The organism is Cytobacillus massiliigabonensis, from assembly GCF_900199725.1.
GTDB classification, from domain to species: domain Bacteria; phylum Bacillota; class Bacilli; order Bacillales; family Cytobacillaceae; genus Cytobacillus; species Cytobacillus massiliigabonensis.
On the sequence record NZ_LT904902.1, the window covers coordinates 939,689 to 964,273 of the forward strand.

At 36.5% G+C, this 24,585-nt stretch carries 25 protein-coding genes and 1 pseudogene; 9 read left to right on the plus strand and 17 right to left on the minus strand.

Annotated features, from left to right (window positions below):
- Positions 1 to 174: 174 nt before the first annotated feature.
- The gene (locus tag C1726_RS05070) at positions 175 to 1,365 is read left to right on the plus strand and encodes a GNAT family N-acetyltransferase (protein ID WP_322090958.1); all 1,191 of its coding nucleotides are present in this window, start codon (positions 175 to 177) and stop codon (positions 1,363 to 1,365) included.
- A gap of 340 nt (positions 1,366 to 1,705) precedes the next feature.
- Here C1726_RS05070 and C1726_RS05075 read toward each other — a convergent pair.
- The 6 genes and pseudogenes from C1726_RS05075 to C1726_RS05100 form a co-directional block, all read right to left on the minus strand.
- Positions 1,706 to 1,894, minus strand: a pseudogene (locus tag C1726_RS05075) (tyrosine-type recombinase/integrase); the annotation flags it as partial.
- A gap of 224 nt (positions 1,895 to 2,118) precedes the next feature.
- Positions 2,119 to 2,685 (minus strand): hypothetical protein, encoded by a 567-nt coding sequence (locus C1726_RS05080; RefSeq protein WP_102272171.1) that lies wholly within the window; start codon positions 2,683 to 2,685, stop codon positions 2,119 to 2,121.
- A gap of 290 nt (positions 2,686 to 2,975) precedes the next feature.
- Positions 2,976 to 3,401, minus strand: a complete 426-nt coding sequence (locus C1726_RS05085; RefSeq protein WP_102272172.1) for a cytidine deaminase — start codon at positions 3,399 to 3,401, stop codon at positions 2,976 to 2,978.
- 293 nt (positions 3,402 to 3,694) lie between these two features.
- Positions 3,695 to 4,219, minus strand: a complete 525-nt coding sequence (locus C1726_RS05090; RefSeq protein ID WP_102272173.1) for a GNAT family N-acetyltransferase — start codon at positions 4,217 to 4,219, stop codon at positions 3,695 to 3,697.
- Positions 4,220 to 4,847: 628 nt separating this feature from the next.
- On the minus strand, positions 4,848 to 5,681 hold the full coding sequence (locus C1726_RS05095; RefSeq protein ID WP_102272174.1) for a CPBP family intramembrane glutamic endopeptidase: 834 nt from the start codon (positions 5,679 to 5,681) through the stop codon (positions 4,848 to 4,850).
- Between the two features lie 164 nt (positions 5,682 to 5,845).
- Positions 5,846 to 6,640, minus strand: a complete 795-nt coding sequence (locus C1726_RS05100) for a MerR family transcriptional regulator (RefSeq protein ID WP_102272175.1) — start codon at positions 6,638 to 6,640, stop codon at positions 5,846 to 5,848.
- A 180-nt stretch (positions 6,641 to 6,820) separates the two neighbouring features.
- Between C1726_RS05100 and C1726_RS05105 the strand changes: the two genes are divergently transcribed.
- Entirely contained in the window at positions 6,821 to 7,369 is a 549-nt protein-coding gene (locus C1726_RS05105; protein WP_102272176.1) for a type II toxin-antitoxin system HicB family antitoxin, read from the plus strand.
- 345 nt (positions 7,370 to 7,714) lie between these two features.
- On the opposite strand, the gene satA is transcribed toward C1726_RS05105, so the two are convergent.
- Both satA and C1726_RS05115 read right to left on the minus strand, forming a co-directional pair.
- Complete coding sequence (gene satA, locus C1726_RS05110; RefSeq protein ID WP_102272177.1) at positions 7,715 to 8,236, minus strand: streptothricin N-acetyltransferase SatA; 522 nt, start codon at positions 8,234 to 8,236, stop codon at positions 7,715 to 7,717.
- 428 nt (positions 8,237 to 8,664) lie between these two features.
- A complete protein-coding gene (locus C1726_RS05115) occupies positions 8,665 to 9,315 on the minus strand; it encodes a hypothetical protein (RefSeq protein ID WP_235822697.1) in 651 nt (216 codons plus the stop codon).
- Positions 9,316 to 9,544: 229 nt separating this feature from the next.
- On the opposite strand from C1726_RS05115, the gene C1726_RS05120 reads away from it, so the two are divergent.
- Entirely contained in the window at positions 9,545 to 9,958 is a 414-nt protein-coding gene (locus C1726_RS05120) for a hypothetical protein (protein WP_102272178.1), read from the plus strand.
- Between the two features lie 220 nt (positions 9,959 to 10,178).
- On the opposite strand, the gene C1726_RS05125 is transcribed toward C1726_RS05120, so the two are convergent.
- From C1726_RS05125 to C1726_RS05135, 3 genes are all read right to left on the minus strand, one after another.
- Positions 10,179 to 10,892, minus strand: a complete 714-nt coding sequence (locus C1726_RS05125; protein ID WP_102272179.1) for an MOSC domain-containing protein — start codon at positions 10,890 to 10,892, stop codon at positions 10,179 to 10,181.
- 568 nt (positions 10,893 to 11,460) lie between these two features.
- A complete protein-coding gene (locus C1726_RS05130) occupies positions 11,461 to 12,027 on the minus strand; it encodes a hypothetical protein (protein WP_102272180.1) in 567 nt (188 codons plus the stop codon).
- A 200-nt stretch (positions 12,028 to 12,227) separates the two neighbouring features.
- Positions 12,228 to 12,791, minus strand: a complete 564-nt coding sequence (locus C1726_RS05135) for a hypothetical protein (protein ID WP_102272181.1) — start codon at positions 12,789 to 12,791, stop codon at positions 12,228 to 12,230.
- 404 nt (positions 12,792 to 13,195) lie between these two features.
- Between C1726_RS05135 and C1726_RS05140 the strand changes: the two genes are divergently transcribed.
- The gene (locus tag C1726_RS05140; protein WP_102272372.1) at positions 13,196 to 14,119 is read left to right on the plus strand and encodes an EamA family transporter; all 924 of its coding nucleotides are present in this window, start codon (positions 13,196 to 13,198) and stop codon (positions 14,117 to 14,119) included.
- Positions 14,120 to 14,250: 131 nt separating this feature from the next.
- Here the strand turns inward: C1726_RS05140 and C1726_RS05145 are convergent, their stop codons facing one another.
- On the minus strand, positions 14,251 to 14,637 hold the full coding sequence (locus C1726_RS05145) for a YfmQ family protein (RefSeq protein WP_102272182.1): 387 nt from the start codon (positions 14,635 to 14,637) through the stop codon (positions 14,251 to 14,253).
- A 179-nt stretch (positions 14,638 to 14,816) separates the two neighbouring features.
- Positions 14,817 to 15,848, minus strand: coding sequence for a serine hydrolase domain-containing protein (locus tag C1726_RS05150; protein ID WP_102272183.1), 1,032 nt, complete (start codon positions 15,846 to 15,848; stop codon positions 14,817 to 14,819).
- A gap of 233 nt (positions 15,849 to 16,081) precedes the next feature.
- Here C1726_RS05150 and C1726_RS05155 point away from each other — a divergent pair, with 233 nt between their 5' ends.
- Together C1726_RS05155 and C1726_RS05160 are read left to right on the plus strand one after the other, a co-directional pair.
- Positions 16,082 to 16,432: a VOC family protein gene (locus tag C1726_RS05155; RefSeq protein WP_102272184.1), complete on the plus strand. Its 351-nt coding sequence runs from the start codon at positions 16,082 to 16,084 to the stop codon at positions 16,430 to 16,432.
- Between the two features lie 370 nt (positions 16,433 to 16,802).
- Positions 16,803 to 17,348: an aspartyl-tRNA synthetase gene (locus C1726_RS05160; RefSeq protein ID WP_102272185.1), complete on the plus strand. Its 546-nt coding sequence runs from the start codon at positions 16,803 to 16,805 to the stop codon at positions 17,346 to 17,348.
- Between the two features lie 52 nt (positions 17,349 to 17,400).
- Here the strand turns inward: C1726_RS05160 and C1726_RS05165 are convergent, their stop codons facing one another.
- A complete protein-coding gene (locus C1726_RS05165) occupies positions 17,401 to 19,611 on the minus strand; it encodes a heavy metal translocating P-type ATPase (RefSeq protein WP_102272186.1) in 2,211 nt (736 codons plus the stop codon).
- Between the two features lie 202 nt (positions 19,612 to 19,813).
- Here C1726_RS05165 and C1726_RS05170 point away from each other — a divergent pair, with 202 nt between their 5' ends.
- The 3 genes from C1726_RS05170 to C1726_RS05180 all read left to right on the plus strand — a co-directional run bounded on the left by C1726_RS05170 (position 19,814) and on the right by C1726_RS05180 (position 21,879).
- Complete coding sequence (locus C1726_RS05170) at positions 19,814 to 20,602, plus strand: hypothetical protein (RefSeq protein ID WP_102272187.1); 789 nt, start codon at positions 19,814 to 19,816, stop codon at positions 20,600 to 20,602.
- Between the two features lie 5 nt (positions 20,603 to 20,607).
- Positions 20,608 to 21,066: a hypothetical protein gene (locus tag C1726_RS05175; protein ID WP_102272188.1), complete on the plus strand. Its 459-nt coding sequence runs from the start codon at positions 20,608 to 20,610 to the stop codon at positions 21,064 to 21,066.
- Between the two features lie 135 nt (positions 21,067 to 21,201).
- Positions 21,202 to 21,879 carry an SOS response-associated peptidase gene (locus C1726_RS05180; RefSeq protein WP_102272189.1) on the plus strand — a complete coding sequence of 226 codons (678 nt, stop codon included), beginning with the start codon at positions 21,202 to 21,204 and terminating at the stop codon, positions 21,877 to 21,879.
- Between the two features lie 177 nt (positions 21,880 to 22,056).
- Here the strand turns inward: C1726_RS05180 and dnaB are convergent, their stop codons facing one another.
- Genes dnaB through C1726_RS05195 form a run of 3 tightly spaced genes read right to left on the minus strand, consistent with a single transcriptional unit; the run spans position 22,057 to position 24,478 of the window.
- Positions 22,057 to 23,376, minus strand: a complete 1,320-nt coding sequence (gene dnaB, locus C1726_RS05185; protein WP_235822698.1) for a replicative DNA helicase — start codon at positions 23,374 to 23,376, stop codon at positions 22,057 to 22,059.
- Positions 23,306 to 23,635 (minus strand): replicative helicase loader/inhibitor, encoded by a 330-nt coding sequence (locus C1726_RS05190; protein WP_102272190.1) that lies wholly within the window; start codon positions 23,633 to 23,635, stop codon positions 23,306 to 23,308. The genes dnaB and C1726_RS05190 overlap by 71 nt, the downstream gene beginning before the upstream one ends.
- 15 nt (positions 23,636 to 23,650) lie before the next feature.
- Positions 23,651 to 24,478, minus strand: coding sequence for a hypothetical protein (locus tag C1726_RS05195; protein ID WP_102272191.1), 828 nt, complete (start codon positions 24,476 to 24,478; stop codon positions 23,651 to 23,653).
- Between the last annotated feature and the right edge of the window lie 107 nt (positions 24,479 to 24,585).

Here is a 24,585-nt window from a genome sequence, read left to right on the forward strand (position 1 = left end):
ATTATTCCATAATTAGGTGAGGACATAAAACTCAAAGCATCTCAGAACTTAATCCTCTAATACGTTTAAAGGAGTGATGGTGTTGGTTAAGAACAAACAAATCGAGAAGCAAGTGAGAGGTTTATATTTTTAGTTGAATAAAACCTCTCATAAGCTCATGGGAGGCAAACGGATATGATGTACTCAAAAAACATGATTCAAGGAATTGAACTCACCAGCGAAAACTTTTATAAAGCAGCAGGTCTTTTTGAAGAGTTGAAGCATCATTTATCAATTAAAGGTGTTATTAATGGTACTGTACCAGGCAGGGTTTTTCTCTCTAATGACTGTTCATCAGCGCTGTTAACAAGCCCTCAAGGCATTTTTCTTGGAGGTAGTACAGAGAACAACGGATTTTTCGAAGAAGCCAATAATTTAGTCAAAGAGGAGCTGTTGCCTGAGCTTGCCTCGAATGGAGAGTTAGACTATGTACTGTTTTATCCCACAGATGGAAAATGGGATGGTATTCTCCAGATCGTTATGAAGGATTTATTGCCTATGAGAAGTGGGCGAATGATCTTTAATCACAATTTGAGCAGTATAGACGTTCCTGCTGATAATAGTATTGTCCCGATAAATGGCAATTTATTGCAACGTCAAGATGTAATAGGACTTAGTGAAGTAATAAGTGAAATTCTAGAGAACTGGCCTTCAATAGAAGCATACGAGGATAAAGGCTTCGGTTGTGTTGCTATGCAAGATACGGATCAGGGTCCGACCATCATTAGCTGGTGCCTAACAGATTGGGTAGTTGATGATGAGTGTGAAATCGGTATTGAAACTGATGAAAGATATCAAGGTAACGGATGGGCACGAAAAACAGCATTGGGTACACTCACGCTCGCAAAACAGAGGGGTATCAGAAACGTTGGTTGGCAGTGCTGGTCAAACAACATAGCTTCTCAGCGAACAGCTCTATCTGTTGGTTTCAAACCACTTGCGGATTTCCCTGTTCTGTTTGGATGGAATCATCCTTTAAACAACCTCCTTGTAAACGGAAACCATTATATGCGTGGTGATCGTAAGTATGACGTTGAGAAAGATTATGCCCGCGCGGCTTGGAGTTATGCACAAGCACTTGATGAAGGCTGGGACTGGAATGGAGATATGGCATTATATTGGAATGCAGCCTGTATGTTTTATTTGACCGGCGAAATGGAAAAAGCGAAACATTATTACAAAAAGGCTATGGAAATGGGATGGAGAGATATCCATCAGCCACATTATCATGAATATGTCTATAGAGAAGAGGATAGCGAACAGATCGCACGCATACTTTCAGATTCACTTAAGAATAGTACTGCAAATACTTCCTTATTCACTTAGATTCTATAACCTTAATAAACATATAGCCGCCAAAACTTTAGCGTCTTTTATGAACCCATTTTCTTAATAAAGCTAACGCCCCAGGTAATTCAGTTGAACTACATTCGTAAGGGATCAGATTCCTTCGACTTTTTGCAGTTAATTTAAGTTAATGGGTCAGGTCTTAACAATTGAAATTATGAAAGAGGCTGCACCTGAAATTTGATTTTCCACATTTTTCAGGACAACCTCTTTTTACTGCTTTCATTGAAATATCCTGTCTATTATTTCAACAATCTGGCCGGATAACCAAAAAAGACATGCCTTGTTATATGCATGTCTTGATTTCAAAAATATTTACTTCTAAATACCTTTTTATCCAAATAAAACAACGAGTATTAAAGTACACTTCCCTTTCCTTATCACCTTTCCCATGTACAATGACTGAATTCGTAGAGAAATTAATATCATCACGATTTAATTTTACAACTTCCCCAATACGGCAGCCGGTCGAATACATAAACTCAAACAGCGCATTCTCCATCATTGTTCAAGGAGAGTCATTTCTATACGCAAGTTATTCAATAATCGCAGACAATTAATATTTAACCTTCCATGAAAAACCTTGAAACAAAAAAAAAGGACACTCCCTTTACTCAGGAAAAGCGCCCTTTAATGGAATAACTTATTAAAATCTCCTCGATCCTAAAACCTACTTAAGTCTAGTTAAACTAACGCCCCCTTTAGTTTAAGTACAATCCTTCACAAGTTTTTTTACTCATTTTTCACTTCATTAGGGTACTTATTCATGAAGACAGCTCCGCCAGCAACTAATTGTTTTGTTTCAACATCATATACCGCACATCTTCCCCTGAACTCTTTTTCTGTATCTTTAAAAGAATAGAAAAAATATACCTGTCTATCTGGACTGACTGCCTGATTCATTTCTATATCTGGAAAGGCAGTAAGAAGACCATCTCCATCCCAAATTAGATAATTAAGTTTTTTCACCTCATGAAACTGTACCTTTTTTCTGAAATTTACTGATGCATCGGGAATGTCTTTAAAAAGAATGTCATCCATACTTCCATATTTATTCTTATGCTTCTTAAAAAACTCATAGTGTTTTCTGTAAGACTCTTGATGCACAGGATAATTTAGGTTTCTTAATGCTTGATAAAATTCATCTTCGGTTTCATCAAAAACTTTGTCCTTATTTGCGGGATAAAGATATTCAGCATTATCTAATGGAGTAGTTTGTGAATAAACAGGATTTCCTGATAACACAAAAAGACTACAAAAAAATAACTTATACAAACTAATGAAGAATAGCTTTTTCATTAAGGTTACTCCCTTTTTAAGAGTAATATCCCCCAATGTTTTTAAACTATTCTGCCCCGTTAGTTTCCACCTAAAAAAAAGCACAAGCTGATTTTCATTTGGAAATCGGCTTGTACTATGCATTCGAAATTGATAATCGCCAATAATTAGCTTGAATTCTTTCCACTATTAGCACTCGATTGCTAAACAACCACAGTTTGTCACTTCCAATTCTCTTTTATAAACAAAAAGAATAGTGACTATAGTAATTCCCTCTAAACAAATGCTTGTATTGAAACAGAAGCAATTGTCTAAACCTCTCTAGAATATTTTAATGGGATTAAATCACCAATTTTTATTTTCACATTTTCACCATCAACATTTAAAATAATAAAGCAATCCGGAGCATAGTCCGAGATTAACTCTCGGCACATACCACATGGGCTGACAATCTTTAATTCTCTTTCCTGTTCGTCAGAATATGGGTGCCTTACAGCAACTATTGCATCAAAATCTTTTTCACCGTCTGATATCGCTTTACCAATTGCGATTGCCTCTGCACATACTGTGACACGCCCAACATAAGCCTCAATATGTACTGCGGAAACTATATTTCCAGATTTTGTTCTTAACGCAGCACCAACATGGTGTCTATCATCCTCATATAGTTGAGTAATCTTAGATTTAGCTTCTTCAATTATTTCATAATCTATTAAAGTTAATGGATAGGTTTTCATATTCACTCCTCTTTCTTTTGCATTTACATCCAATTTATCTTAACATAAATATCCAATTTCCTTTAGATAGGATATTCCGCAAAATGACCCTTTTCATGAAGAAAAGACGCTTTCCTTATTTTAGAAAGCGCCCTTTAATGGAATAACTATAAGAAGTTCTCAAACTTAAAATCACTTAATTTTTTCCATTAACCATCTTTTCACAAACTTGGTTTATTTCAGGAATGGTGAACCTCGTTTGTTCAATAAGACGATAAAAAACAGCCATCCTTCTTTAATCACAGGAAATAATATTAAACCAGTTTATACATAAGGATGTCATCTACATATAAGTCCTCATTAAACTTTACTTCTTTAATTTTACGTCCTTCCTCAACAAATCCCATAGATTTGTACAACTCTATTGCCCGTTGATTTGTGGACAAAACTCCTAAACTTACTTTCTCAATCAAAGGATTTTGTTCAGCCCAGTCTAACAATTCTTTAATTAGGAGCTTGCCAATGCCTTGGTTACGATACTCTTTCTTGACCATTGCGGTAAAAGAACCAGTATGAGAAAGTCTTTTGGTATTCTTTGAACGAAAGACGATTAAACCAACAACTTTTCCCTTGATTTCAGCAACAAATAGGGTGTCTCTTTGATTTTCTAATATTTTCTGAATCCAGCTTTTTAGCTGCTCTGTGGATTCATCAAACTCTTCAATTACCGAGACCATAAATTCGCTTTCTGAAAGAACCTCCCTTTCAAGTTCTAACAGGGTTTCTGCGTCGCTTGTATTTCCTATCCTTATAGAAACCTCAATATTACTTTTTAGCATCTATATTCTCCTTCGCCATTGCTTTTTATTTAAATTCAACTTGTAGACAATAATTACCTTCTTTCTCTAACGCCAATTATTCCTTTCCACAGCCCTAAGCACCTTAATAGAAGCTGAAAGCTAACTTTCATTTAGTTCACTGATAAATCCTATCATTAATTAAATAACCAGGGAAAGTAAAATAAGCGGAAAATATCCGGTTATTTACTGAATAAAGCACGTTTCGGGATAAATAAGGGGAGTTTTTCCGCTTATACAAAGCAAAACCCCCCATTTACAGGTTTTTCTACTCAATAAGGGTAATTTCTCCGTCTATTATGGATTTTTTCAATACTTTTTACTAAATAAGCGGAATTCTTCCGTCTATTTCATCAGATTGTATGTTTAACCTGCTCCCCCAACCTTAGGGAGAGGCATTTGACTAAACACCTCATTTACTTCCCCACTATTTATGCTAAATTTACATCCTCAACAATCTGGTCCGTTTGTTGAATAACGCTAAGTACGATAGTTCCACAAAACTGCTGTGTTAGATAAAAATTAAAGAGCCCTTCCGGCTGGAAGAGCATTTAAATTCTCTTTTATAAAATGAAAAAGATTGATCAAAACACTTACAAACAAACGATCACTAACTCATAAAATGCTTTCCATTATTAATCTTTGTATCTCCCTTTCCATACAATACTTTCTTTGGGTTTATAATAATGAGCAGAACAGCTGCTGCTAAATATAAAAATGCATTATACATGATTAAATCGACTAAGTTTTCGTTAATTATGCCAATAAAAAAATTAAAGGAATGGTGGATGACAATGGAGATGATTAAATTCTGATTTAAGTTATAAAATGCGGCCATGATGATTGTAGTGGATAGGATTGAAATCATAAAGAATAGAATATATTTGATTAAATCAATGCCCGTATACCCTGTAGTAAACCATATGGGTAAATGCCACATCCCCCACCAAAACCCTAAGATTATCGCAGCTTGTAATGGCGAATATTTTTTTTGAAGCTCCATTTGAGCGAATCCTCTCCACCCTAGTTCTTCTCCTAGCGGACCTGACAGAAGCGTTTTGAAAAAGAAATAGATGAGCATACCCCATGAAGTTTTAGTAAAAATAGAGTCCACTTCACTATGATTAGATACGAAAAATAAAATCAGCAAAAAGATGAAGACTTGAATCATACTTACCGTAAGAAGCACAGAAAATTTAAGTTTATTCTTGAATTTATCTTTTACAAATTGTATAAAACTCTGCCCCGGATAAATTTTCTTAAATAACACTGCAAAAGCAAAGGTTGAGGACCAAGCAGATAGACAGAGCATGATATCAAAGACCCATGCAGGCAATCCTAACATTTTTATGGCTCCGACAAGAAGAAAAAGCGGCAAAAAAATGAAATTGGTTAGCAAAATAAAGCTTGCTACTGGTTTATTTAGTTTTTTTTCCCTATTCAAGTAAAATCCCCCCGATTCAAACTAAGTATTTCGTGAATATCATTACACTCATATTTACGAATAACTTCAGCTTATACCTAGGGGTTACTCACAGGTCAATAGATGTCTGCATTATTTTATCCCGCATTAACAAACAGTAAGACTCCCACTGACTGATTAACATTTCACTTTATAGGTGCATACATTTCTAAAAATACACGTTCGAGTCCATCTTCATAAGTAGTAAGTAATAGATTTATATAAACTACCCCCAAAAGCTCATATCCATTTTCTATTGCTGCTTTTCTTAAACTAGCCTCCACGTGATCATCAATATTTTTACCGCCAGTTGACCATCTTCCATTTTCAATAACGGTATACATACATTTTTGATGAGAGACAATTTCACGTTCAATTTCGCTATGATAGTCTTCTGCGTTTCTTACAATAATAAACTTATCTTCTAGAACACCTTGATCATTAAATCTTATGACTCTTCTTAAAGAGGTTAGATTAACAGCTTTTTTCAAGCTGTCCGTGTTCTCTTTAAGAGCTTCATATTCATCGAACGCATGGAAGTGCCCTATTTCTCCTTTTATTTCTAAAGGCTCCATTTCTTTTATTGTGTATTCTCCTAAGAATTGTTTAATTTTATCGCAGCCTTCTTTTACGATCTGAAGCTTTTTTAAAAGTAGCTTTTTATATTCTATTTCTTCTAAAACCTCTAGTTCTTTCTCTTCTAAAAATGATTTTATTCCCTCTACACTCTTGCTTTTTCTTATTTCCTGGATTTTTTTTATTTCAATATCCATCTCTCTATAGAAATTTACTGCAGCTATATCATATATATCAAAACGATTATATTTTCTATACCCATTCTCAATATCTTGCTTAGGCTTTACTAATTCCTTTTCTTCATAAAACTTTAAGGTATCTCTAGAAACACCTAGAAATTTAGCTACTTGACCAATTGTGTACATTTTACACTCCTTTACCATTGCTACATATTCTTAATGATGCTTCATATTATCTGTACGCAGATATATGTTTTATTATAATATCTAAGTTAGGCCTCAGAAAGGTAACAACAAACAAAATTAGAAGATTTGCCGCCCCTATAATAAGGTTTTTAAAAGATTTATTAGTTAGGATGAATATCTATGATAAATTCCAATAAATTTGTATATCCAGCATTTATACAACAGGAAGAGGAAGGAATGTTTTGTGTTTATTTCCCTACTCTTTTTCCTGAACACGGGTGGGACTTTCCTTTATCACAAGGAACATCCAAACGTATAGCCATAAAGAATGCACAAAAGGATTTAGCTTATTCTTTGGCAGGATTCTTATATGATAATGAAGACCTTCCCGAACCTATCCCTATTCAAAGCAATCATCTATCTAAAGGGATGGAATTAATCGAAGTAGAAACATCGTTTGAACCGTATGAAGCCGAAATAAAGGAACATTTAAAAGGCCGTCATTGGCATATTTGTTATTATGTCGAAGAAATGGGTGAATGTATAGAAGCCATTGGGTTTAAAAATGACCAAGGAATGTGGGACATTTTTTATGAAGATTATCCAGAGGAAGAGGAACATCCTGATGATCATTTACTTTTTACCGTCAAATTTCGAACAGAAGCTGAGGAGAAATTTTATCAATATGTTGAAGAAATAATACTAAAGCGAAAAAAAGATAGAAAATAAGCCAATCCCTATTTAACAAACGGATACTTTCTTAAAAATATTGTTATTTATGAAAGGGATATTTGCGATGACAGCTTATTATTTTATTGCTACATTAATGCCTATACAAAATAATTATCCATTTCTTTGCAGCTACTGTTCAATTTAGTTAGTAATATTACGCCAAAAAACGCTCAGAAAAAATCTGAGCATTTTTTCTTGCCGTTAAAAGAAGCAATGATTTTTTTATGTAAAAAATACATGGCTGTTAGCAGATGCTCACGAATGTGTTTTGTTACTATTAAAGGAAACTTAAGCCGCTGAAGAATCAATTAAATGGATAAGTGTTTAAGTTATTTTTATCTATTAAAATTTATAATACCAAAATATTGCAACTTCATTAGCAGTCGGAAAGTTTGAATACAGCATCGTATCAACTGCGCCGATAACAAAGTTATTTTTGGCATAAAAACGGCAAGCGGAAACATTAATATCTTGTGTTTCAAGCATAAGGCCACAAAGGTTATTCTCCTTTGCCCATTCAATCGCTTTATTTAATAATGCTGTCCCCACTCCCTTTTTTCGATAGTCTTTAGCAACAGCAATATCTTCTATAAAGGCATATCCATTCCAGCTAGAACGTATTCTAATCTGACCAATACAGGCATTTTCATTATAAAAGAAATAAACGGCCTTCCCTTCTTCTTCAATATAGCTCTCATCCATTTCTTCATCTTCATATTTCTTGAAATATGGCTCCGAAAAGACCTCCTCTGTATATTCCCAAACATTGTTTTCATATGTAGGCATGATTCTCCCAGTAACCATGAAACCTTCATTCGATTGATTAAAATCATTCATATTTGATTTTGTCATTTTAATAATCATGGGTATCCCCTTTTCTCGAAAAATAGATATAATCTCTCGTAAAGCATGGCTATGAAAATATTAAACAAAAGTTACTGTCATTTATTCAATTGCTCTGCTGTACAATAAATTCAACGAAAATAGGAGTGAATCCTTCCTAACTTTAAAAAGGGTATAATCAAAAAACGTCTAATCCCATATGTACCAAGGGGTAAGACATTAAAGCGAATTATTTAACCACTACATTGAATTTTACGCACAATTGTACAAAGGTTGGAATCGGAAACTAGGACAAACCCTCTTTAAACTAATAAAACCTGTGAAATTTTTACGGGGAGTAACACTTCACAGGCTTTGATTCTTTTTACCTTTAGTTTCATATAGCTTGTTAGCATACCCGCTGGGGCGGTTCAATGTGCTTCTTCGAATGGTGAAGGAATGATAGTGTTTTACTCACTTTGTACGGTAGATAGGGAAATGTGAATAGGACCAGCGAAATCGGATGATTCTGTCCCTTTCGGATTATGAAGACGGAACAAAAAAGCATCGCCCGATTCCGATGTCCACACGATATAATCGCTGATGCCTTCCTTTCCGGATGCTTGAAGATAGAGATCCGCGAAACCAAGAGGATGTTCGATCAACTCGCCGCTAAAATTGGACACATCACCGATTTGATGTAACTCTTCCTTACCCGCTGCTTCAAGTTGAGCCAAATCATAATCGGATGTCAGTGCTTCAATATCAACGTAATACCCCGGGTTGCCACTTAATGATAGGCGGCCCGCAGTTGGGTCAAATGTAAATTTCTCAAAGACATACAAAGAAAACCCTTCCCCCTGATGCAGAGTCGCCTCCAGTGACTGATTGCCCTTAGATGTTAGCAATTCGAAGCTTTCAACTGCTGGTCGAGTTTCTAGAGCGGTTGGCTTCTGCCCTGATGAAGAAGGCGATACCGATTCAGCTTCTGAGGTTTCCTTTTTCGTTGTATCGGAAGGCTTTGTTTCTCCCATACAAGCCGTAAGCATGAAAACTATGCCTAGTACCAGTATCCTTTTCCAAATCGCATATAGGCTTCTCAATTTAATCGCTCCTTTCAATAAGGATACTCTTATTCTGAAGTGTATTTATTCACACGTAACCTCCTTGAATGGTTAGACGGATATATGGAAAATAAGTTACTCATTCGTTCCGTAAAATGGCCCAATTGTTGAATCGTATGTTTAGGGTTACTGTTAGGAAAGTAAAATGATCCATTATTCTCACCCAGCTTAAACTTGTTTTATTTTGGAAATTTGTTACCATAAAAAGCATGGAGGTATCATTAATATGAAAAAAATTCTATACCTAGGTTTTACTTTTGTTGTTGTTGGTGCCATTTGGTTTTGGGGAAATAGTCAACTGTCTAAAGATCCAATTGTTTTTACTGCAGCTGACGAAGATCTACAAGATAATGGAACTATCTCTGATGGAATCCATAACACATCAATGTTTTTAAGTATGTTGTTAGAAGATTCGTCTGATTTTTCAGAAATACATGGGCTTGAGACACTAAAAGAATATTCAAAGGGTGCCGTACAACTAGCTGAAAAAAGAAATGCTGACAAATCCATTAAAGAGAAACTAATCCAAACTGAGCAACTAATCCATGAAGCTGAGGTAAACAAAAATATTACCAAACTTCAAGAAGCAAATGAAATCTTAAAGAAATTAGACATAGAATTTAACAAAGATGTCCTTTGAATAGTGGAGCTTGAACCATTAAATTTAAATTAGATGATACTTTTGAAAGAAAAAGTTAAACTGCTGTTCGTATGTAAGTCGGCTGCTAAATAGCGTTAGTTAGAAAAACCAGCATGGATATCTTGAAAAGGCAGCATTAACCCTTCTCAGATTAACGCTGCCTGTTTGTTGAATAAGTTTCATATTTTTAGCACCCAGCTCAAGATTTTCATTCATAGACTTATTCTAAATATACTTTATCCCCATCACTTACCTTACCGCTAGCTTCAACCTTCGCCCAAATTCCAAATGATGCATTGTGGTTATTCACCAAGTTTTTAAGCACGCTATTATCCTGTTTTAGTTCTTCTTGAGCATTGTTTACCATCACGCATCTTTCGAGCGGTGCAACAACTCTAAGGATCACTTCAGGTCCGACTCGGATTCGTCTGTCCACCCAATTTTTTTCAAGAGCTCCAGTTAGTTCCGTATCAATCAGAAAATTGGCTCGAAAACGCCGTGTGTCTACTGGCTCTCCTACTTCCTTACTCAATATCTGTAACGAAGAGGTGGTAATTATACTAATTGGACCCTCATCAAAATGAGAGATAGATTCTTCCTTTGCCAAAGTTACTTGATCTCCGAGCAGCTTAGACAATGCCTCATTGACCGCAGCATCGTCGCTCCGATAATCTGTTCCATCAGGCATCGTTAGAACGAGGGTATTCCCCTCATATCTTGCTTTATAGTTAAATAGACCGTCCATTTGCTGAAAGCGACGGGTAGTTTTCCCACTGCCAAATTTTCCACTTGTATTTTTTATTGCCCATAGACGGTCTCCTAAGAGACCTCTCTTATCAATTGAAACGGATGATAAAGTTTCTCCTAAAATTGATTTTACAGGAAACCGGCGGATTTCCTTAATGGTCCCTACAAATTCATGATTATTAACCAACGTTTAACCCCCAAATTTTAACTAACCTTATCTACCTATCAAAATTTGCATGGTTTGAATAAGCAGCAATGAAAGTAATCAATAGTAATAAAATCGTTAAATTGATGAAATGTCCCATTTAAACATTCCACAAATTAGTGCCACCTGGAATCCTGTAAAACTGCCCTTTTGACTCCCCAAAAAGCAATTTCAATATTGAAGTATCGCGTACGATTATTGAACAGTTATAAAAATAAGTTTAAGAGAACTGTGCTAACATATATAAAACTCATTCCTAAAAAGGCATAAGAAAATGATGCAATCCCTTTAGGTAATTTGCCATAAAAATATATCAATGCCAATCCTATTATCATATGAACAAGTAAAAAAAGGGTTAAGGTCATTTTTTCACCTCTTAGCTCATTTAACTTTTTTCTGAACTGAAAATAATAAACCTATTCTTTAATTTGGTCCTTAAACAAAATTAAAGGTAATCTTTATTTCAGAAAAGCCACCTATAATGGAATAAGTAATACTTGATCTTAATCTAAGAATTAATTATTTTTCTTCACTGAAGCTACTCATTTCTTTATGATTTAAATACTTGAATTTCATACGAAATACCTTTTATTTGGAGTTCGTTTGTCTTAGAAGCTACTAAACTTTCTAACTCAGTTTTTAAATCTTCACTAGATCGTTCACTGTCCTTAGAAATAGATATTTTAAGCACTGGTTTTGGTTCAATAGAAGGATAATGCACTTGAACATCCGTATAATTTTTTTCTTTTATGTAATTAAAAACAGTGTTTTCAATCAGAGACATAGCATGCTCTATCTCTAACTCTTGTTGACTTTTTTTAAAAACTTCAACGTTGTAATATATCAAATCATATTTATCAATATTTTCATTTAAATAGTCCCGTAATTCTTGTTCACTTTTCGTTTCATCCATTCCAATCCAAATCGTAGGGTCAGTATCACCTATTTGAAAGCTAAATAAACCAAATTTATCCCAAGCAGATTCTAAGACAGATGCAATACGGTTGGCTCGTGCCTCTTTGTCATTGCTAGCAGTTACATCTTCCTTATTAGGATGAATAATAAATATTAAAGCACCAATAACAGCTATCACTAATACAGAAATTAACTTTTTCACCTTTCCCCCTCCCTTATGACCCACTTTACCAAATAAACCCAGTTACTACAACAATGCTGCCAGTTAGCTTAAAAACATTTCTACGCACCCTTCTTTAAATATTTTTATATTATGATATCATAGGTGATTTTAATGAATAAAAAACAAAAAGAATACAATCATAACATCTCGTTCAAAATGTCTATATGAACTCTCCTCACTTAATCTCTTTCCCAAACTAAAATACCGCTATCATCTGCAATGACAAAATAATTGCCGCTATATGAAAATCCATAGCCATACAAAAAGCCTCGATAAATGCGAACGCAATTTTCATTGTGCCCATCAACAAAACAGTCCTCAAATGCTGGCTGGTAGATGATGTCTTCACATGGGAAAAGAGGAGATACTCTGCGTAAGCGATCCCCGGATTTACTGCCGATTGGCAGAAGACTGCCTCCATATTTGCCTGCTAATTTAATCGTTTTATCTTTTAAAACGTCAAATCCTTCACAAATTAACAACGTTTCATCTAAGTGAAAGTCTTCTGAATAATCACGGGCAATCTTTTCTGCTTTTGATAGATCGATAATTCCTCTGCCATTCGAGGATACGACCAAGCATAAATCAGATGATTCATCAAACCCAAAATATTCAAGTCCGCCAACATTAAAGCTTCCCTTATAGCTCCAGCCAGCTGGACTTATAGCATATGGTATTTTTTCTAATATGTTTATGATTTTATTTCTATGTTTCTCAAACGCTTCACTTTTAAAGTAATCCATTTGTGCCCTCCACTCATACATTATTTTATTTATCATAGCAAAATTGCTTCTATCTATCATTCCAGCTAGCACCTGCTTAATCGTGGAATATATTCTAGGAAGTTATCCATTTTGAAAACTAGATTTGTATAAGCATTTTTTCTTCCATTTTCACAGAAAACATTCATGAGCGTCATCTCACACCCAAGCATGTAAATGTCGGTCTGCTTAATTTCACTGCGCTGGTTATTACTCCGTACATAAAGGCTTGTTCAATGAATCAGACCGACAATTTATTTCAAAAAAAGGTTGCAAAATAGGCGATACATATTTTATATTAGAGTTTATGATTTTTTTAACACTCCTAAAATCATAGTCAAAATTAAGTCATCAGGAATTTTAGGAAGGATGTAGTTTAGATGAAGATGTATCTCTATCCCCTGCTAGTCATTATTGCAGCTAGCAGTTTTGGAATTGTTTCTACCATTATTAAATTAGCAATGGGCAGTGGTTTTTCAGTGTCTGAGGCCGTTACGAGTCAATTTTTTGTCGGTTTTTGTATTGCCGTAATTATTTTCTTACTTACAAACAGAGCAAAATTTAGCTTTAATGGGGTTAAAATACTGATTTGTGCAGGGATTTTAACGGGGTTAACCAATATTTTATATGGGCATTCGTTGAACTTTTTGCCTGCTTCTTTAGCAGTTGTCCTGCTGTTTCAATTCACATGGATTGGCATGCTGATTTCTTGTATCTCCAAACGGCAATTGCCAAGCAGAATTGAAGCCATCTCCTTACTCGTATTGGTCGCAGGAACGATCCCAGCAGCTGGGCTGATCGATGTTGATTTATCTCAAATCCCATTTCAGGGATGGCTATGGGGGTTAGCAGCCGCTCTTAGTTATTCCTTCTTTTTATTTGTGAACGGAAAAGCAACGGCAAGTATGTCCGCCTCTAACCGTTTAGTGTGGGTTTCATTCTCTGCTTTTATGATTACAGCCGCTTTTCAATCTCCGGAAATTATCTGGAACGGTACGCTATTTAACGAAGGACTTTGGATGTATGGATTAGCATTAGGGTTATTTGGCATGATCATCCCTGTTTTCTTATTTACAATTGCCGTTCCTAAAGTAGGATTAGGGATGTCATCCATATTGAGTGCCTTTGAATTGCCTATCGCGGTAATGGCATCCGTGATCTTATTAAGCGAAACGGTTACACCATTGCAAATTGCAGGGATTGTCACGATTATTCTCGGTACGTGTCTACCTACATTGGCAAATAAAAATGGACTGTTGCGAAAAAATAAAATGACAAAACAAACGGTGTTAGGCGAACGAGTTAGTTGATACAAAAGGGACGGTTCTAGTGCTTCATGGAAGTAATAGAACCGCCCTTTTTTACATTAAGTGCTTAGGTTTTTTTATATACTTATCCCATTTGAATTAGTAAGATTTTGTAAATTAGTAGAGCTAAGATTTTAAGAAGCAACTTTCTTTTTCCACTGTTTAACTACAAAAATTTGATCATCCTCACAATAAACATAGAATTTCATGTTTCTTTTACGATCCTTTACATGAATGATAAATGGAATAATAGTAGTATCTGGGTATAAAAATAGCTTTTCATCCCCCGGGAAAATATGGTTCCTATCTAAGAAAAGAGCTTGATTGAAATAATCAGTAAATCTAATTTTTTCTTCTCCTTCTATGTACGTTCCATTAAATATTATTGAAACATCTTTAGCATCTAGTTTCGGATGAAGGGCAAATTTACTTAAAAGCCAATTTACAACTGCACTTGGAGGACTTGTTAACATCTTCAACGTAATTCCAAGAATTATAATAACAAAAACAGTCCATGTCATCTCTGTCCACTCCTTGGGTAATTTCTGGACCTTATTTTATAAATAAGCAAGTATTATTCTAGTTATCCACTTCTCAATCATATATAAAATTTTATTTTTTGGACCATCCAATCCATTACTTTTTTAACCGTCCATTTACCAAAAAATGAAGGAGAATCTAATTCATCATTTATTGCTTTTTAAGATATAAAAGACTTATATATTTCTCCAATAATCCCTTGCAATTGATGAACACCTAATTCTGCATTTGTCATAATTACTGCACCTTTTTCAGCATATGGATACGCTACCAACATACATTGAAAACCTACTCCCCAGCCTAGAGATGTAATTTCTAATTCTTTTTGAAAGCCTTCTAAAAATACACCTAATCCAGTCCAGCTTTTTCCTCCTTGTGGAGTAATCATTTCTTTAGCGATCCTATTTGAAATCCCAATTTTACTTGCTCCTTTTAGGGCATTCATTAGCTCTAGGATTAATGCGGCTAAATCTAATGAAGTCGTCCATAATCCTGAAGCTGCTGGATAAGGGTAGATCGGATATTTCCCATCGACCCATTCACCATTTTTGTTATGACCACAAGAAATTTCCTTTTTACTTATCTCTACCATTGTTGTATTCAAATAGCTATTTTCCATTCCTAATGGTTTAAATATAAACTCACTTACCACTTGATAAAATGGCTTTTTCATCACATCTTCAATAAGTTGTTGAATAAGACAATAGCCTGCATCCGAGTAGTGGAATTCACTCCCTGGCTCGTACTGTACTTCAATAGGAACCTTACAATAGGGGGTTTTTCCCTCTAGCAATTCAAACATTGAAGGAATACCTATGTCTGAAACTAGTTCAAAAAAGCTACCTTTAGGGTCCTTGATTCCAGCTTGATGACTAAGCAAGTTCCTTAAAGTAACTTTTTTATTTTGCGTAAATTCATTCTCAGATACTTTCCACGTTACAAGTCTATCATTTACATTTTCATCTAAATCAAGAAGTCCTTCCTCTATCAGCTTTAACGCCAGCATTCCAGTTAAAAATTTACTAATCGAACACGCACTAAAAATAGAATTTTCATTTACTTTTCTATTGCTGCTAACCTCGAGTAAACCATAATTTTCTGTTCCGCTAATTTGACCATTTTCAATCAGCACCATACTTAAACCTGGCACTTTATAATGTTTCATTCGTTCTTCAATGTTCATATTTTTCATATTATTCTCCTAGTTAACGTTATAATAACATCGTAACACGAATATATGTTCTGTTGTATTTATTTGTAAAAATTTTCACTTCCCTATCTAAAAATTGATAATCATAGATTTTCAGTGTTATTCCAAATAATAAGTTTGATTATTTGCTTGTATGAACAAGCAAAAGTTCACAAGAAGGAGATTTTTATTTCATCACGAATTAAACCCCTAAAGCTAAAATTTGGAGGTAATCAATGAACCCTATTTTAAATCAAATTGGTACTGTATTCATTCCTGTAAGAAACATTGAGAAAGCTCGTAACTGGTATTGTGACATATTAGGGTTACCAGCAGATGGGGAGATATTATTTGGTCATTTGTATATAATCCCTATGAACGGAACGGGAATTGTATTAGACAGCAAGATTTATTCAGAGGACCATATTTTCAAGACTCCCCCTTTTCATTTGAACACTGCCAATATAGAACAAGCATATGAACATATGAAGAGTAAGAATGTCGAATTAACAACTGAAATTGAGCATAATCAATGGTTTAATTTCAAAGACCCTGATGGGAACCATTTAATGGTTTGCCAATGTTAACCCTGTTGTATTAACGATAAACATTCATTACGTATCGAGCCATTTCTTTTTTTATGTAGGCTTTGTTAAAACTGAATGTGGATTTTGCTATGTTTGAAAAATAACCGGAAAAATTCCGTTTAAATTGGGAAATATCGATATTTCCTTGAAAATAAGGGGAATTTTTCCGGTTATCGTATCCAAATCACAGAATTTTGTCTGAAATAGAGGAATTAACCGGAATTTTTCCGCTTATATCTGCTTCTTGAGCCCCTTTTTATAAATTAGCCGGAAATTTTCCGCTTATGGATCTCTTACATAAAATGAAAAAACAGAGTCTTTATGTAAAGCAGGATCATGTCATTATTACATTTGTTATGGTGGTGCTTAAATGAAAAAGTGGTTACTACTATCAGGAATTTTACTGGTGTTTCTTCTAGCTCCTATCTGGCTGATAACAATGAAAGCGGATGCTTATTCAGAACCACAGGAAGCTCTATTAGCAATTGACCCTGATTTATTGTTAATACCTGGGTATAACATAAATGATCGATCTCTTTACTTTTTTATTAAAAATTCGAATCAATTAGGTGCTGCTTATGCTCAAGAGGGACTCTTTGGATGGAAAGCAGACAGGTTAACTTGGGGCCCATTGGATAGTGAAAGAAATTATGAAAGCTTGAGCGATTATCAAGTTCATGGAGAGAACCTTATCTATGGTTTAATCAAGCATGGGGATGAACGAACGATCCAAATTGGCGAAAATCAAGCTACTATGCTGAATTTAGCCATGCTTCCTCCAAATGATATAGTAAAATTCCGATTAGAGGAACTATATCTCTGGTATTTTGAAAATGATGCTCCTCTAGACGGGGAGGTAATTAAATTAATAGATAAAAATACTGGAGAAGAGTTGGAACAATTACGTGCTAACTGATGCAAAGGGACGGTTCTATTTCTTGAACCGTCCCTTTTCTTACAGTATGATTTCAGATTCTAGTCTTTTGTAATCTAAGAGCGTTCAGGACGACTGAGACGGAACTAAAAGCCATTGCAGCACCCGCCAGCCAAGGGGCTAAGAGTCCGAACATCGCAAATGGAATACTGACCATATTATATAGAAACGCCCATACAAAGTTTTGTCTAATATTGGTCATCGTTGCTTTACTTATCTTAATTGCATCCACAACCTTACTCAAATCGCCTTTTATTACCGTAATATCACCAGATTCAATCGCAATATCGGAACCGGTGCCCATCGCAATTCCGACATCTGCTACTGTTAAGGCTGGTGCATCATTAATCCCGTCACCAACCATAACAACATGTTTTCCTTCCTTCTGAAGAGATTGGATGATTTCTGCTTTTTTCTGTGGTGTGATTTGTGCTTGAACCTTTTCAATTCCAGTCTTTTTGGCAATCGACAGGGCGATCTTCTCATTATCACCAGTTAGCATGATGACATCCATTCCCATCTGCTTCAAACGGGTAATCGCTGCTTTTGATGATTGTTTTAGCTCATCAGAAACGGCAATCATTCCGGCAAATCGAGCATTAATCGAAACTAGCATAACTGTTTTACCTTCTTGCTCTAATCTCTTAATCTCTCTAGCTGCTCTTGATGGAACGTAAAGTTGATTCTTCATAAAGAAACTCGGATTTGAAATTAATACTTCTTTCCCTTTTACAAATGCCTTGATTCCATATCCCGGAATGGTTAGTACTTCACTTGCACTTGGAAAATGAAATACCCTTTTCTTTGCTTCTTTCACAATCGCTTTTGCAACAGGGTGTCCTGACGCCCCTTCAACCGCACCGATCATTTCAAAAAATTCACTTTCACTATGGGATTCAACATAAATGTCCGTTACTTGGGGCTCTCCTTTTGTAATCGTTCCGGTTTTATCTAAAACAACGACATTGCTTTTTCCTAAAACTTCAAGATATTTTCCCTCTTTAAAAAGAATGCCTGTCTGTGCTGCTCGTCCACTCCCTACCATTACAGAAGTAGGAGTAGCTAATCCAAGCGCACATGGGCATGCGATAATTAATACAGCGATCACTTTTTCCAGCGCTTCACTTAACTGTCCCGGCTGGATCATGACATACCACAAAACAAATGTCAGCATTGAAATGACAATAATAATTGGAACGAAAATTCCTGTCACCTTATCTGCAATGTGCTGAATCGGCGCTTTTGATGATTGTGCTTCTTCCACAATGCGAATGATTTGTGACAAAGCAGTCTCAGAGTCCCTTTTAGTGACCTTTATTTTTAAGGTTCCGTTCTGATTCATTGTCCCTGCATAAACATAATGACCAATGCCTTTTTCAATTGGTGCACTTTCTCCCGTTAACAATGACTCATCAATCATTGAGCTTCCTTCAATAACTTGTCCATCGATTGGCACCTTTTCGCCTGATTTAACAATAATCACATTGCCCGGAGATAATCTATCAACAGGCGTTTGGGATTCCTTTCCGTTCAAATACAATGTGGCTGTTTTTGTTTGCAATTGGTACAGTTTCTTGATTGCCTCTGTCGTTCTCATTTTCGTTCTTGCTTCTAGTAATTTCCCCAACAATATAAATGTGATAATAAAGGCACTTGTTTCATAGAACAATACAATGGAATGTGGACGTTCTAATGGATGTAAATGAGTGAAGGTCAAATAATGGCTGTAAAAAAAGGCTGCCGAAGTACTTAAAACGACTAAAACATCCATATTCGCACTTCCGCTTTTCAGCGATTTCCAAGCCCTTTCATAGAATGGGTACCCTATTATAAATTGAATGGGAATGGTAAGAGCAAATTGGAATAAGGGATGGATGAAAACTTCCGGAACAGTAATAAAAGATGCCCAGCTAAAATGGGAAAACATCGCCCATGCCAAAGGAAAAGTTAGCAATGCTGAAATAAAAAACTGCCATTTGAGAACTGTAATCTCTCTACGCTTCTCCATTTCTGACTGATGGTTATTCTTTCTATCTATTTCCGCATCAAATCCAATTTTATTAATTTTATTGATAATATCATTAATATGTATTTTATTATTGCTAAATGTGACACGTCCCTTTTCAGTTGTTAAATTTACATGCACTTCTTCTACCCCATCTATTTTAGAGACTGCCTTTTCTATTCTCGCTGCACAAGCGGCACAATGCATTCCTTTAATTTCTAAATGGCTCGTTTCTTTCATACTCTATTTTCACCACTTTCTTTTCCGCCAAATTAATATAGTCTATTAAAAGGAAATACTATTTAGAACATTCCATTCCAAAGGATATGGAAGACGCCGATAACTTTAGCAAATGGTTCTTGGCACCTAGCTCTCTATAAGGAAAGAATAAAAATAACCCACATTTGGAAATATATTATAAATCGTTCCGAAGGTGGATTATATGTACAACTATACAAACGATAACACTGCCAGACGGTATAAAGCCCATGTTAGTGTTTTAGGAACAACACAATTGCATTTAAGAAATCCTTATATTATTGCCTGGTGGTCCGCAGCGTTCCCTGGGTTCGGGCATATGCTTTTATCTAAATACCTTAGAGGGTACGCATTATTTATTTGGGAAGTTATCGTTAATGTGAATGCGCATATTAATTCTGCCATGATCTATTCCTTTCAAGGGAATATTGATATGGCAAAAGAGGTATTAGATACAAGATGGCTTCTTATGTATATTCCCGTTTACCTTTTTGCCATTTGGGACAGCTATCGGACAACAGTGGATATTAATCGAATTTACCTTTTAGCTGACAGAGAGGATCACCGCTTTAATACGTATTCTATCGGGGCATTAGAGATTAACTACCTGGATAAACGGAATCCAGTTGTTTCATTGATGTGGTCATTGTTTATTCCCGGTCTAGGTCAGCTATATATTCATCGGATCTTAACAGCTCTATTTGTCATCGTGTGGTTAGTAGTTTTTTATTATTTTTCTCATATTCAAGAAGCGATTGTCCTCTTAATTTTAGGTGATTTAAAAGAAGCTACCGCTGTGCTGCATCCAGAATGGCTTCTATTTATTCCTTCACATTATGGGTTTGCTCTTTTTGACTCTTATATGAATACGGTGGAAAATAATAAACTTTTTGAAAAAGATTTAAGAAACCATTTAACCTTGAATTATCAATCGAAGAATTTCAAAATACTAAAAGGACAAAAAGTGATGTGACATATATGCAGCTTTTTTCAACATTTGAAACCACCGGATTCTTGGAAATGGCCATTTCAACTTTAGAAAAGAGAGGAATACAAAAAGAGGACATATTTGCTGTCCCGCTCGATAATCGGGCAGAAGACCGTAAAGTTTTTGATACTTTGCATCGCTCAGACGGTACAAGCCTGATTGATATAGGGATGGCGTTAGCTACAGCCTTTTCAGTGATTGGGGCAAGTATCGGTTTTAAATTAGCGTGGGGTCCCATTTATTGGGGGCTAATAGGCGCATTTGCTGGGTTCGTTCTTGGCTTTTCTATTCGACTTTTTATAGAATTGGTGGTAAAGAAGAAGAAAAGAGTTTTAAAAGGCAAGCATGCTGAAATCATCTTAATTGTTGATTGCGAAGAATCTCAAGCTGAATTAGTTGAGAATATCCTTTGGAGCCATTTTGCATTAGGAGTAGCAAAGGTAAAGTGATGGAATCATGGCAATTGTTGAATGCCCTGCTGAAAAATGAGGTGAAGGTGAAAGAATGCCAGAGCCATGAAAGATCTGATTAATCATAAAGTCTTATTATATCTTTTCATCAAAATACAAATGGAGGTGCCAATCATGTGCGGGCGATTTACTTTAACAGCTTCCTTTACTGAAATCATTGAGCGCTTTGAAATTGAAGCAGCCATCCAAGAAGAACGATACCATCCAAACTATAATATAGCCCCGTCGCAATCTGTTATAGCCGTCATTAATGACGGAAGAAAGAATCGTCTCGGTTTTCTCCGTTGGGGACTCATTCCGCCCTGGTCGAAGGAGATGAAGATTGGAAATAAAATGATTAATGCAAGATCGGAAACATTAACTGAAAAACCTAGTTTTCGACAGGCATTTAAAAAGAAACGCTGCTTGATCATTGCTGATTCCTTTTATGAGTGGAAGCGTCATGAAGATCAATCGAAGACGCCCATGCGAATCAAACTAAAATCGGGCAGCTTGTTCGCTATGGCTGGTCTTTGGGATCGCTGGATTTCCCCTCAAGGTGAATCAGTCTACTCGTGTACGGTCATTACAACAGCCCCAAATGAACTTGTAAAGGATATACATGACCGAATGCCGGTTATTTTACATCCAAGTGATGAAAAGCTCTGGCTGGACCCAGCAGTTACAGATGAAAAGCTGCTTAAGCCGCTGCTCCATCCATTTCATCATGATTTAATGGAAACGTATGAGGTCTCTCCGCTTGTTAACTCGCCAAAGAATAACTCTGTTGATTTGATTCGGGAAATTTGCTGAGGGGCGGAGAGAAGTGTCCGTCCCTTTTTCTGTATGAAGAATAGAGCAATCTCGAAAAATCACGGATTGTTATCTTCTGTTTTTTATTTTAAAGGTTATACTCTTCTAACACCCTTCAGCTTGATCCTCTTCCACTTCTCTCCTCCCCCAAACAAAGCAGGCGGACCATTCCCTCGCTTACACAAACCTCCCATATTCCTTCTCAAACACTAGCTTAACCATTCCAACCGGTCCATTCCGATGCTTCGCAATATCAATTTCTATGAACTTATTTTCGCTGGTGTCTTTGTTGTAATACTCGTCTCTGTATAGAAGCATGATGAGGTCAGCATCTTGTTCAATGCTTCCAGAGTCACGGAGGTCAGACATTTTCGGGCGCTTGTCCATTCTTTGTTCTACTCCTCTTGAAAGCTGGGAAAGGAGAATAATCGGAACCTCATATTGCCGGGCAATCTGTTTTAACTCCTTTGTGATGCTGGCAATTGCGAGGTCATGGCGATCATATTTCCCGGATATGGGAATAAGCTGAAGGTAATCGATCACAACCAGATAATCTTCATCAGGAAATTCCCGCCGCGTTTTCTGGATTTGGGCTCTAAGACCAGAGACGGTTTTCTGCGATGGGTCGTGAATTTGAAGATTCCATTGATGAAAGACACTTAGTGCATGATTTGCTTTTGCTTGATCTTCTTCCGTAAATAGTCTGTACGGATTTTTCCATTTGGCTCCGTCAATTCTTGATAGGCTGCTTAATATTCGTTTGGCGAGCTGTTTTTTCGGCATCTCCAGGGAAAAGATATCGACCACACCGCCTTTTTCACAGCAATTCATTGCCAGCGACAGGGCAAAAGCTGTTTTTCCCATAGATGGACGGGCTGCCAAAACAATCAGATCTCCCTTGCTCCAGCCGCTTGTCATCCGATTGAGGGAGTCAAAGCCTGTATCAATCCCATTCAAGTCGCCTCGGTCCTCATACATTTCATTAAAAATATCCATCATCAAATCCTGCTTCGTTTCTACCTGAGTCATGCCAATTTCCTGAAGCCTGATAAAAGTCTGATAGAAACTTTCTGCATCTGACAATCTTCCATCATTTAAAAATCTGGCTGCAGCCCGTTTTAACTCTCGAAGCTTATAATGTTCGAGCACGATCTGCTGGTATTCTTCCATGTGAATGGTTGTCGGGCAGCTTACGGCAAGACTGGTCAAATAGCTTACACCGCCGATCGATTCAATCAGACTGCCTAGTTTATTGACAACTGTGACCACATCAATCCCCTGTGATTCCTGGCGAAGCTCTGTCATCATTTGAAAAATAAGCTGATTCTTCCTTTGTGAAAAATGATAAGGTTCTAGAATCAATTCAAATATACATTCAGGTTCTAGAAAAACACCTCCTAGAATCATATTTTCCGCTGCGATCTCGTCACTTTCGGCTGGATGTGGATAGCCAGTCAGGAGTTGGTTTCCTTCTGGCAAATAGCTGATCTCGTTCAATCCGCTCCCTCCCTTCCTGCTCCCATTGTTTGGTTTGCTGAAGAAAATGATTTTCTTTCTCCTGAAACACCGCAATCTCGGCCAGCACCGGCGGAAAGGGATGCTTCGCAATATAAGCTGCCAATTTTTGCATGACAAGCTTAAAATCCATTCTTTTCGACACGCTTAGCCACATGAGCACCATTTCATCACTGATTTTAAATTGCGGGTACACCGATTCGATGGTCGCTAACACTTGAATCACTTCTTTCTTATTCATTGACCTAGGTCCTCTCTAACTGAGGATTCCTTGCATTTCGAGCCGGGCAAGGCGGTCCATAAGGGATTCTTTTTGTACATTCTTCTTTTTCCATTCGGATTTCCCAAGTCGTGTTAAAATCGCTGCCTCATAATAGGCCATGCTGTTAATGCGCTGCTGTGGGGATTTTTGCTGATAGGCCGCATGAATGCTTTCCATCCAATTGAGCAGCTTTTCCAGCGGGATTTCTAGCAGCGCGACTTTTTCAATCACATTCATGTCTTTTGCTGACAAGGCAGCTCCACGATTGCGGAGCTGAAGAAAACGCTCCGTAATGGCATTCATTCTCGCAGATTGGTCCATTTTTTCCTCATGCCCATTCACGCTCGGCTGATCATTCTTTTTCTCTATCTCCTCCTCTTTCTTCTCTCCTTCTTGATTTTGTTCTACGTTCGTATCGTCCTCGTTTTCAGATGGTTCTGCCGTCGTTCCGCGAAAAGAAGGGCAAAAAAAATCGACGAATCCTTTTGCATGAATTTCTTCACTGTTTAATAATGTAAATAACGTTCCCACATTCGTATCTTCAACAGTGATTAACCGTTTTTTCACGAGCTTATCTACCGACCGCTTGATGGTGCTCTTGGAATACTGCTTCTCTCCTCTGCCTTCGCGGTAGCCAAGATCCTCCGCTAATTTGGAATAAGCCCTTATATATTGCCCTCGTTTTAACGGAACTCCGCTTACCATCCTTCCATCCTCTCTAGTTGCTCGTGTCAGCAGCAAGAGATAGAGCCGAAACGGAACAATCTCTTTCCATAAATCGACCTCGACGACATCTCGATTCAACTTCACCCAGCCGCACATACTTTTCCCGCCTTTCTATCATTACTCATCTTCTATATATAGAAAGGGGGGCAAGAAGGACAGGTTAATTTAAAAAATAATGTTCCCCTATAACAAATTCCCTGCTC

What these genes read in the sequence shown, in the direction of transcription:
- C1726_RS05175 (WP_102272188.1), top strand. Translation starts at nt 20,608, where the DNA reads ATGCAGCTTTTTTCAACATTTGAAACCACCGGATTCTTGGAAATGGCC.
- C1726_RS05180 (WP_102272189.1), top strand. Translation starts at nt 21,202, where the DNA reads ATGTGCGGGCGATTTACTTTAACAGCTTCCTTTACTGAAATCATTGAG.
- C1726_RS05195 (WP_102272191.1), bottom strand. Translation starts at nt 24,478, where the DNA reads ATGTGCGGCTGGGTGAAGTTGAATCGAGATGTCGTCGAGGTCGATTTA.
- C1726_RS05080 (WP_102272171.1), bottom strand. Translation starts at nt 2,685, where the DNA reads ATGAAAAAGCTATTCTTCATTAGTTTGTATAAGTTATTTTTTTGTAGT.
- C1726_RS05105 (WP_102272176.1), top strand. Translation starts at nt 6,821, where the DNA reads ATGATAAATTCCAATAAATTTGTATATCCAGCATTTATACAACAGGAA.
- C1726_RS05085 (WP_102272172.1), bottom strand. Translation starts at nt 3,401, where the DNA reads ATGAAAACCTATCCATTAACTTTAATAGATTATGAAATAATTGAAGAA.
- C1726_RS05100 (WP_102272175.1), bottom strand. Translation starts at nt 6,640, where the DNA reads ATGTACACAATTGGTCAAGTAGCTAAATTTCTAGGTGTTTCTAGAGAT.
- C1726_RS05150 (WP_102272183.1), bottom strand. Translation starts at nt 15,848, where the DNA reads ATGAAAAATATGAACATTGAAGAACGAATGAAACATTATAAAGTGCCA.
- C1726_RS05135 (WP_102272181.1), bottom strand. Translation starts at nt 12,791, where the DNA reads ATGGATTACTTTAAAAGTGAAGCGTTTGAGAAACATAGAAATAAAATC.
- C1726_RS05090 (WP_102272173.1), bottom strand. Translation starts at nt 4,219, where the DNA reads ATGCTAAAAAGTAATATTGAGGTTTCTATAAGGATAGGAAATACAAGC.
- C1726_RS05140 (WP_102272372.1), top strand. Translation starts at nt 13,196, where the DNA reads ATGTATCTCTATCCCCTGCTAGTCATTATTGCAGCTAGCAGTTTTGGA.
- C1726_RS05120 (WP_102272178.1), top strand. Translation starts at nt 9,545, where the DNA reads ATGAAAAAAATTCTATACCTAGGTTTTACTTTTGTTGTTGTTGGTGCC.
- C1726_RS05155 (WP_102272184.1), top strand. Translation starts at nt 16,082, where the DNA reads ATGAACCCTATTTTAAATCAAATTGGTACTGTATTCATTCCTGTAAGA.
- C1726_RS05145 (WP_102272182.1), bottom strand. Translation starts at nt 14,637, where the DNA reads ATGACATGGACTGTTTTTGTTATTATAATTCTTGGAATTACGTTGAAG.
- C1726_RS05070 (WP_322090958.1), top strand. Translation starts at nt 175, where the DNA reads ATGATGTACTCAAAAAACATGATTCAAGGAATTGAACTCACCAGCGAA.
- C1726_RS05165 (WP_102272186.1), bottom strand. Translation starts at nt 19,611, where the DNA reads ATGAAAGAAACGAGCCATTTAGAAATTAAAGGAATGCATTGTGCCGCT.
- C1726_RS05160 (WP_102272185.1), top strand. Translation starts at nt 16,803, where the DNA reads ATGAAAAAGTGGTTACTACTATCAGGAATTTTACTGGTGTTTCTTCTA.
- C1726_RS05190 (WP_102272190.1), bottom strand. Translation starts at nt 23,635, where the DNA reads ATGAATAAGAAAGAAGTGATTCAAGTGTTAGCGACCATCGAATCGGTG.
- C1726_RS05170 (WP_102272187.1), top strand. Translation starts at nt 19,814, where the DNA reads ATGTACAACTATACAAACGATAACACTGCCAGACGGTATAAAGCCCAT.
- satA (WP_102272177.1), bottom strand. Translation starts at nt 8,236, where the DNA reads ATGATTATTAAAATGACAAAATCAAATATGAATGATTTTAATCAATCG.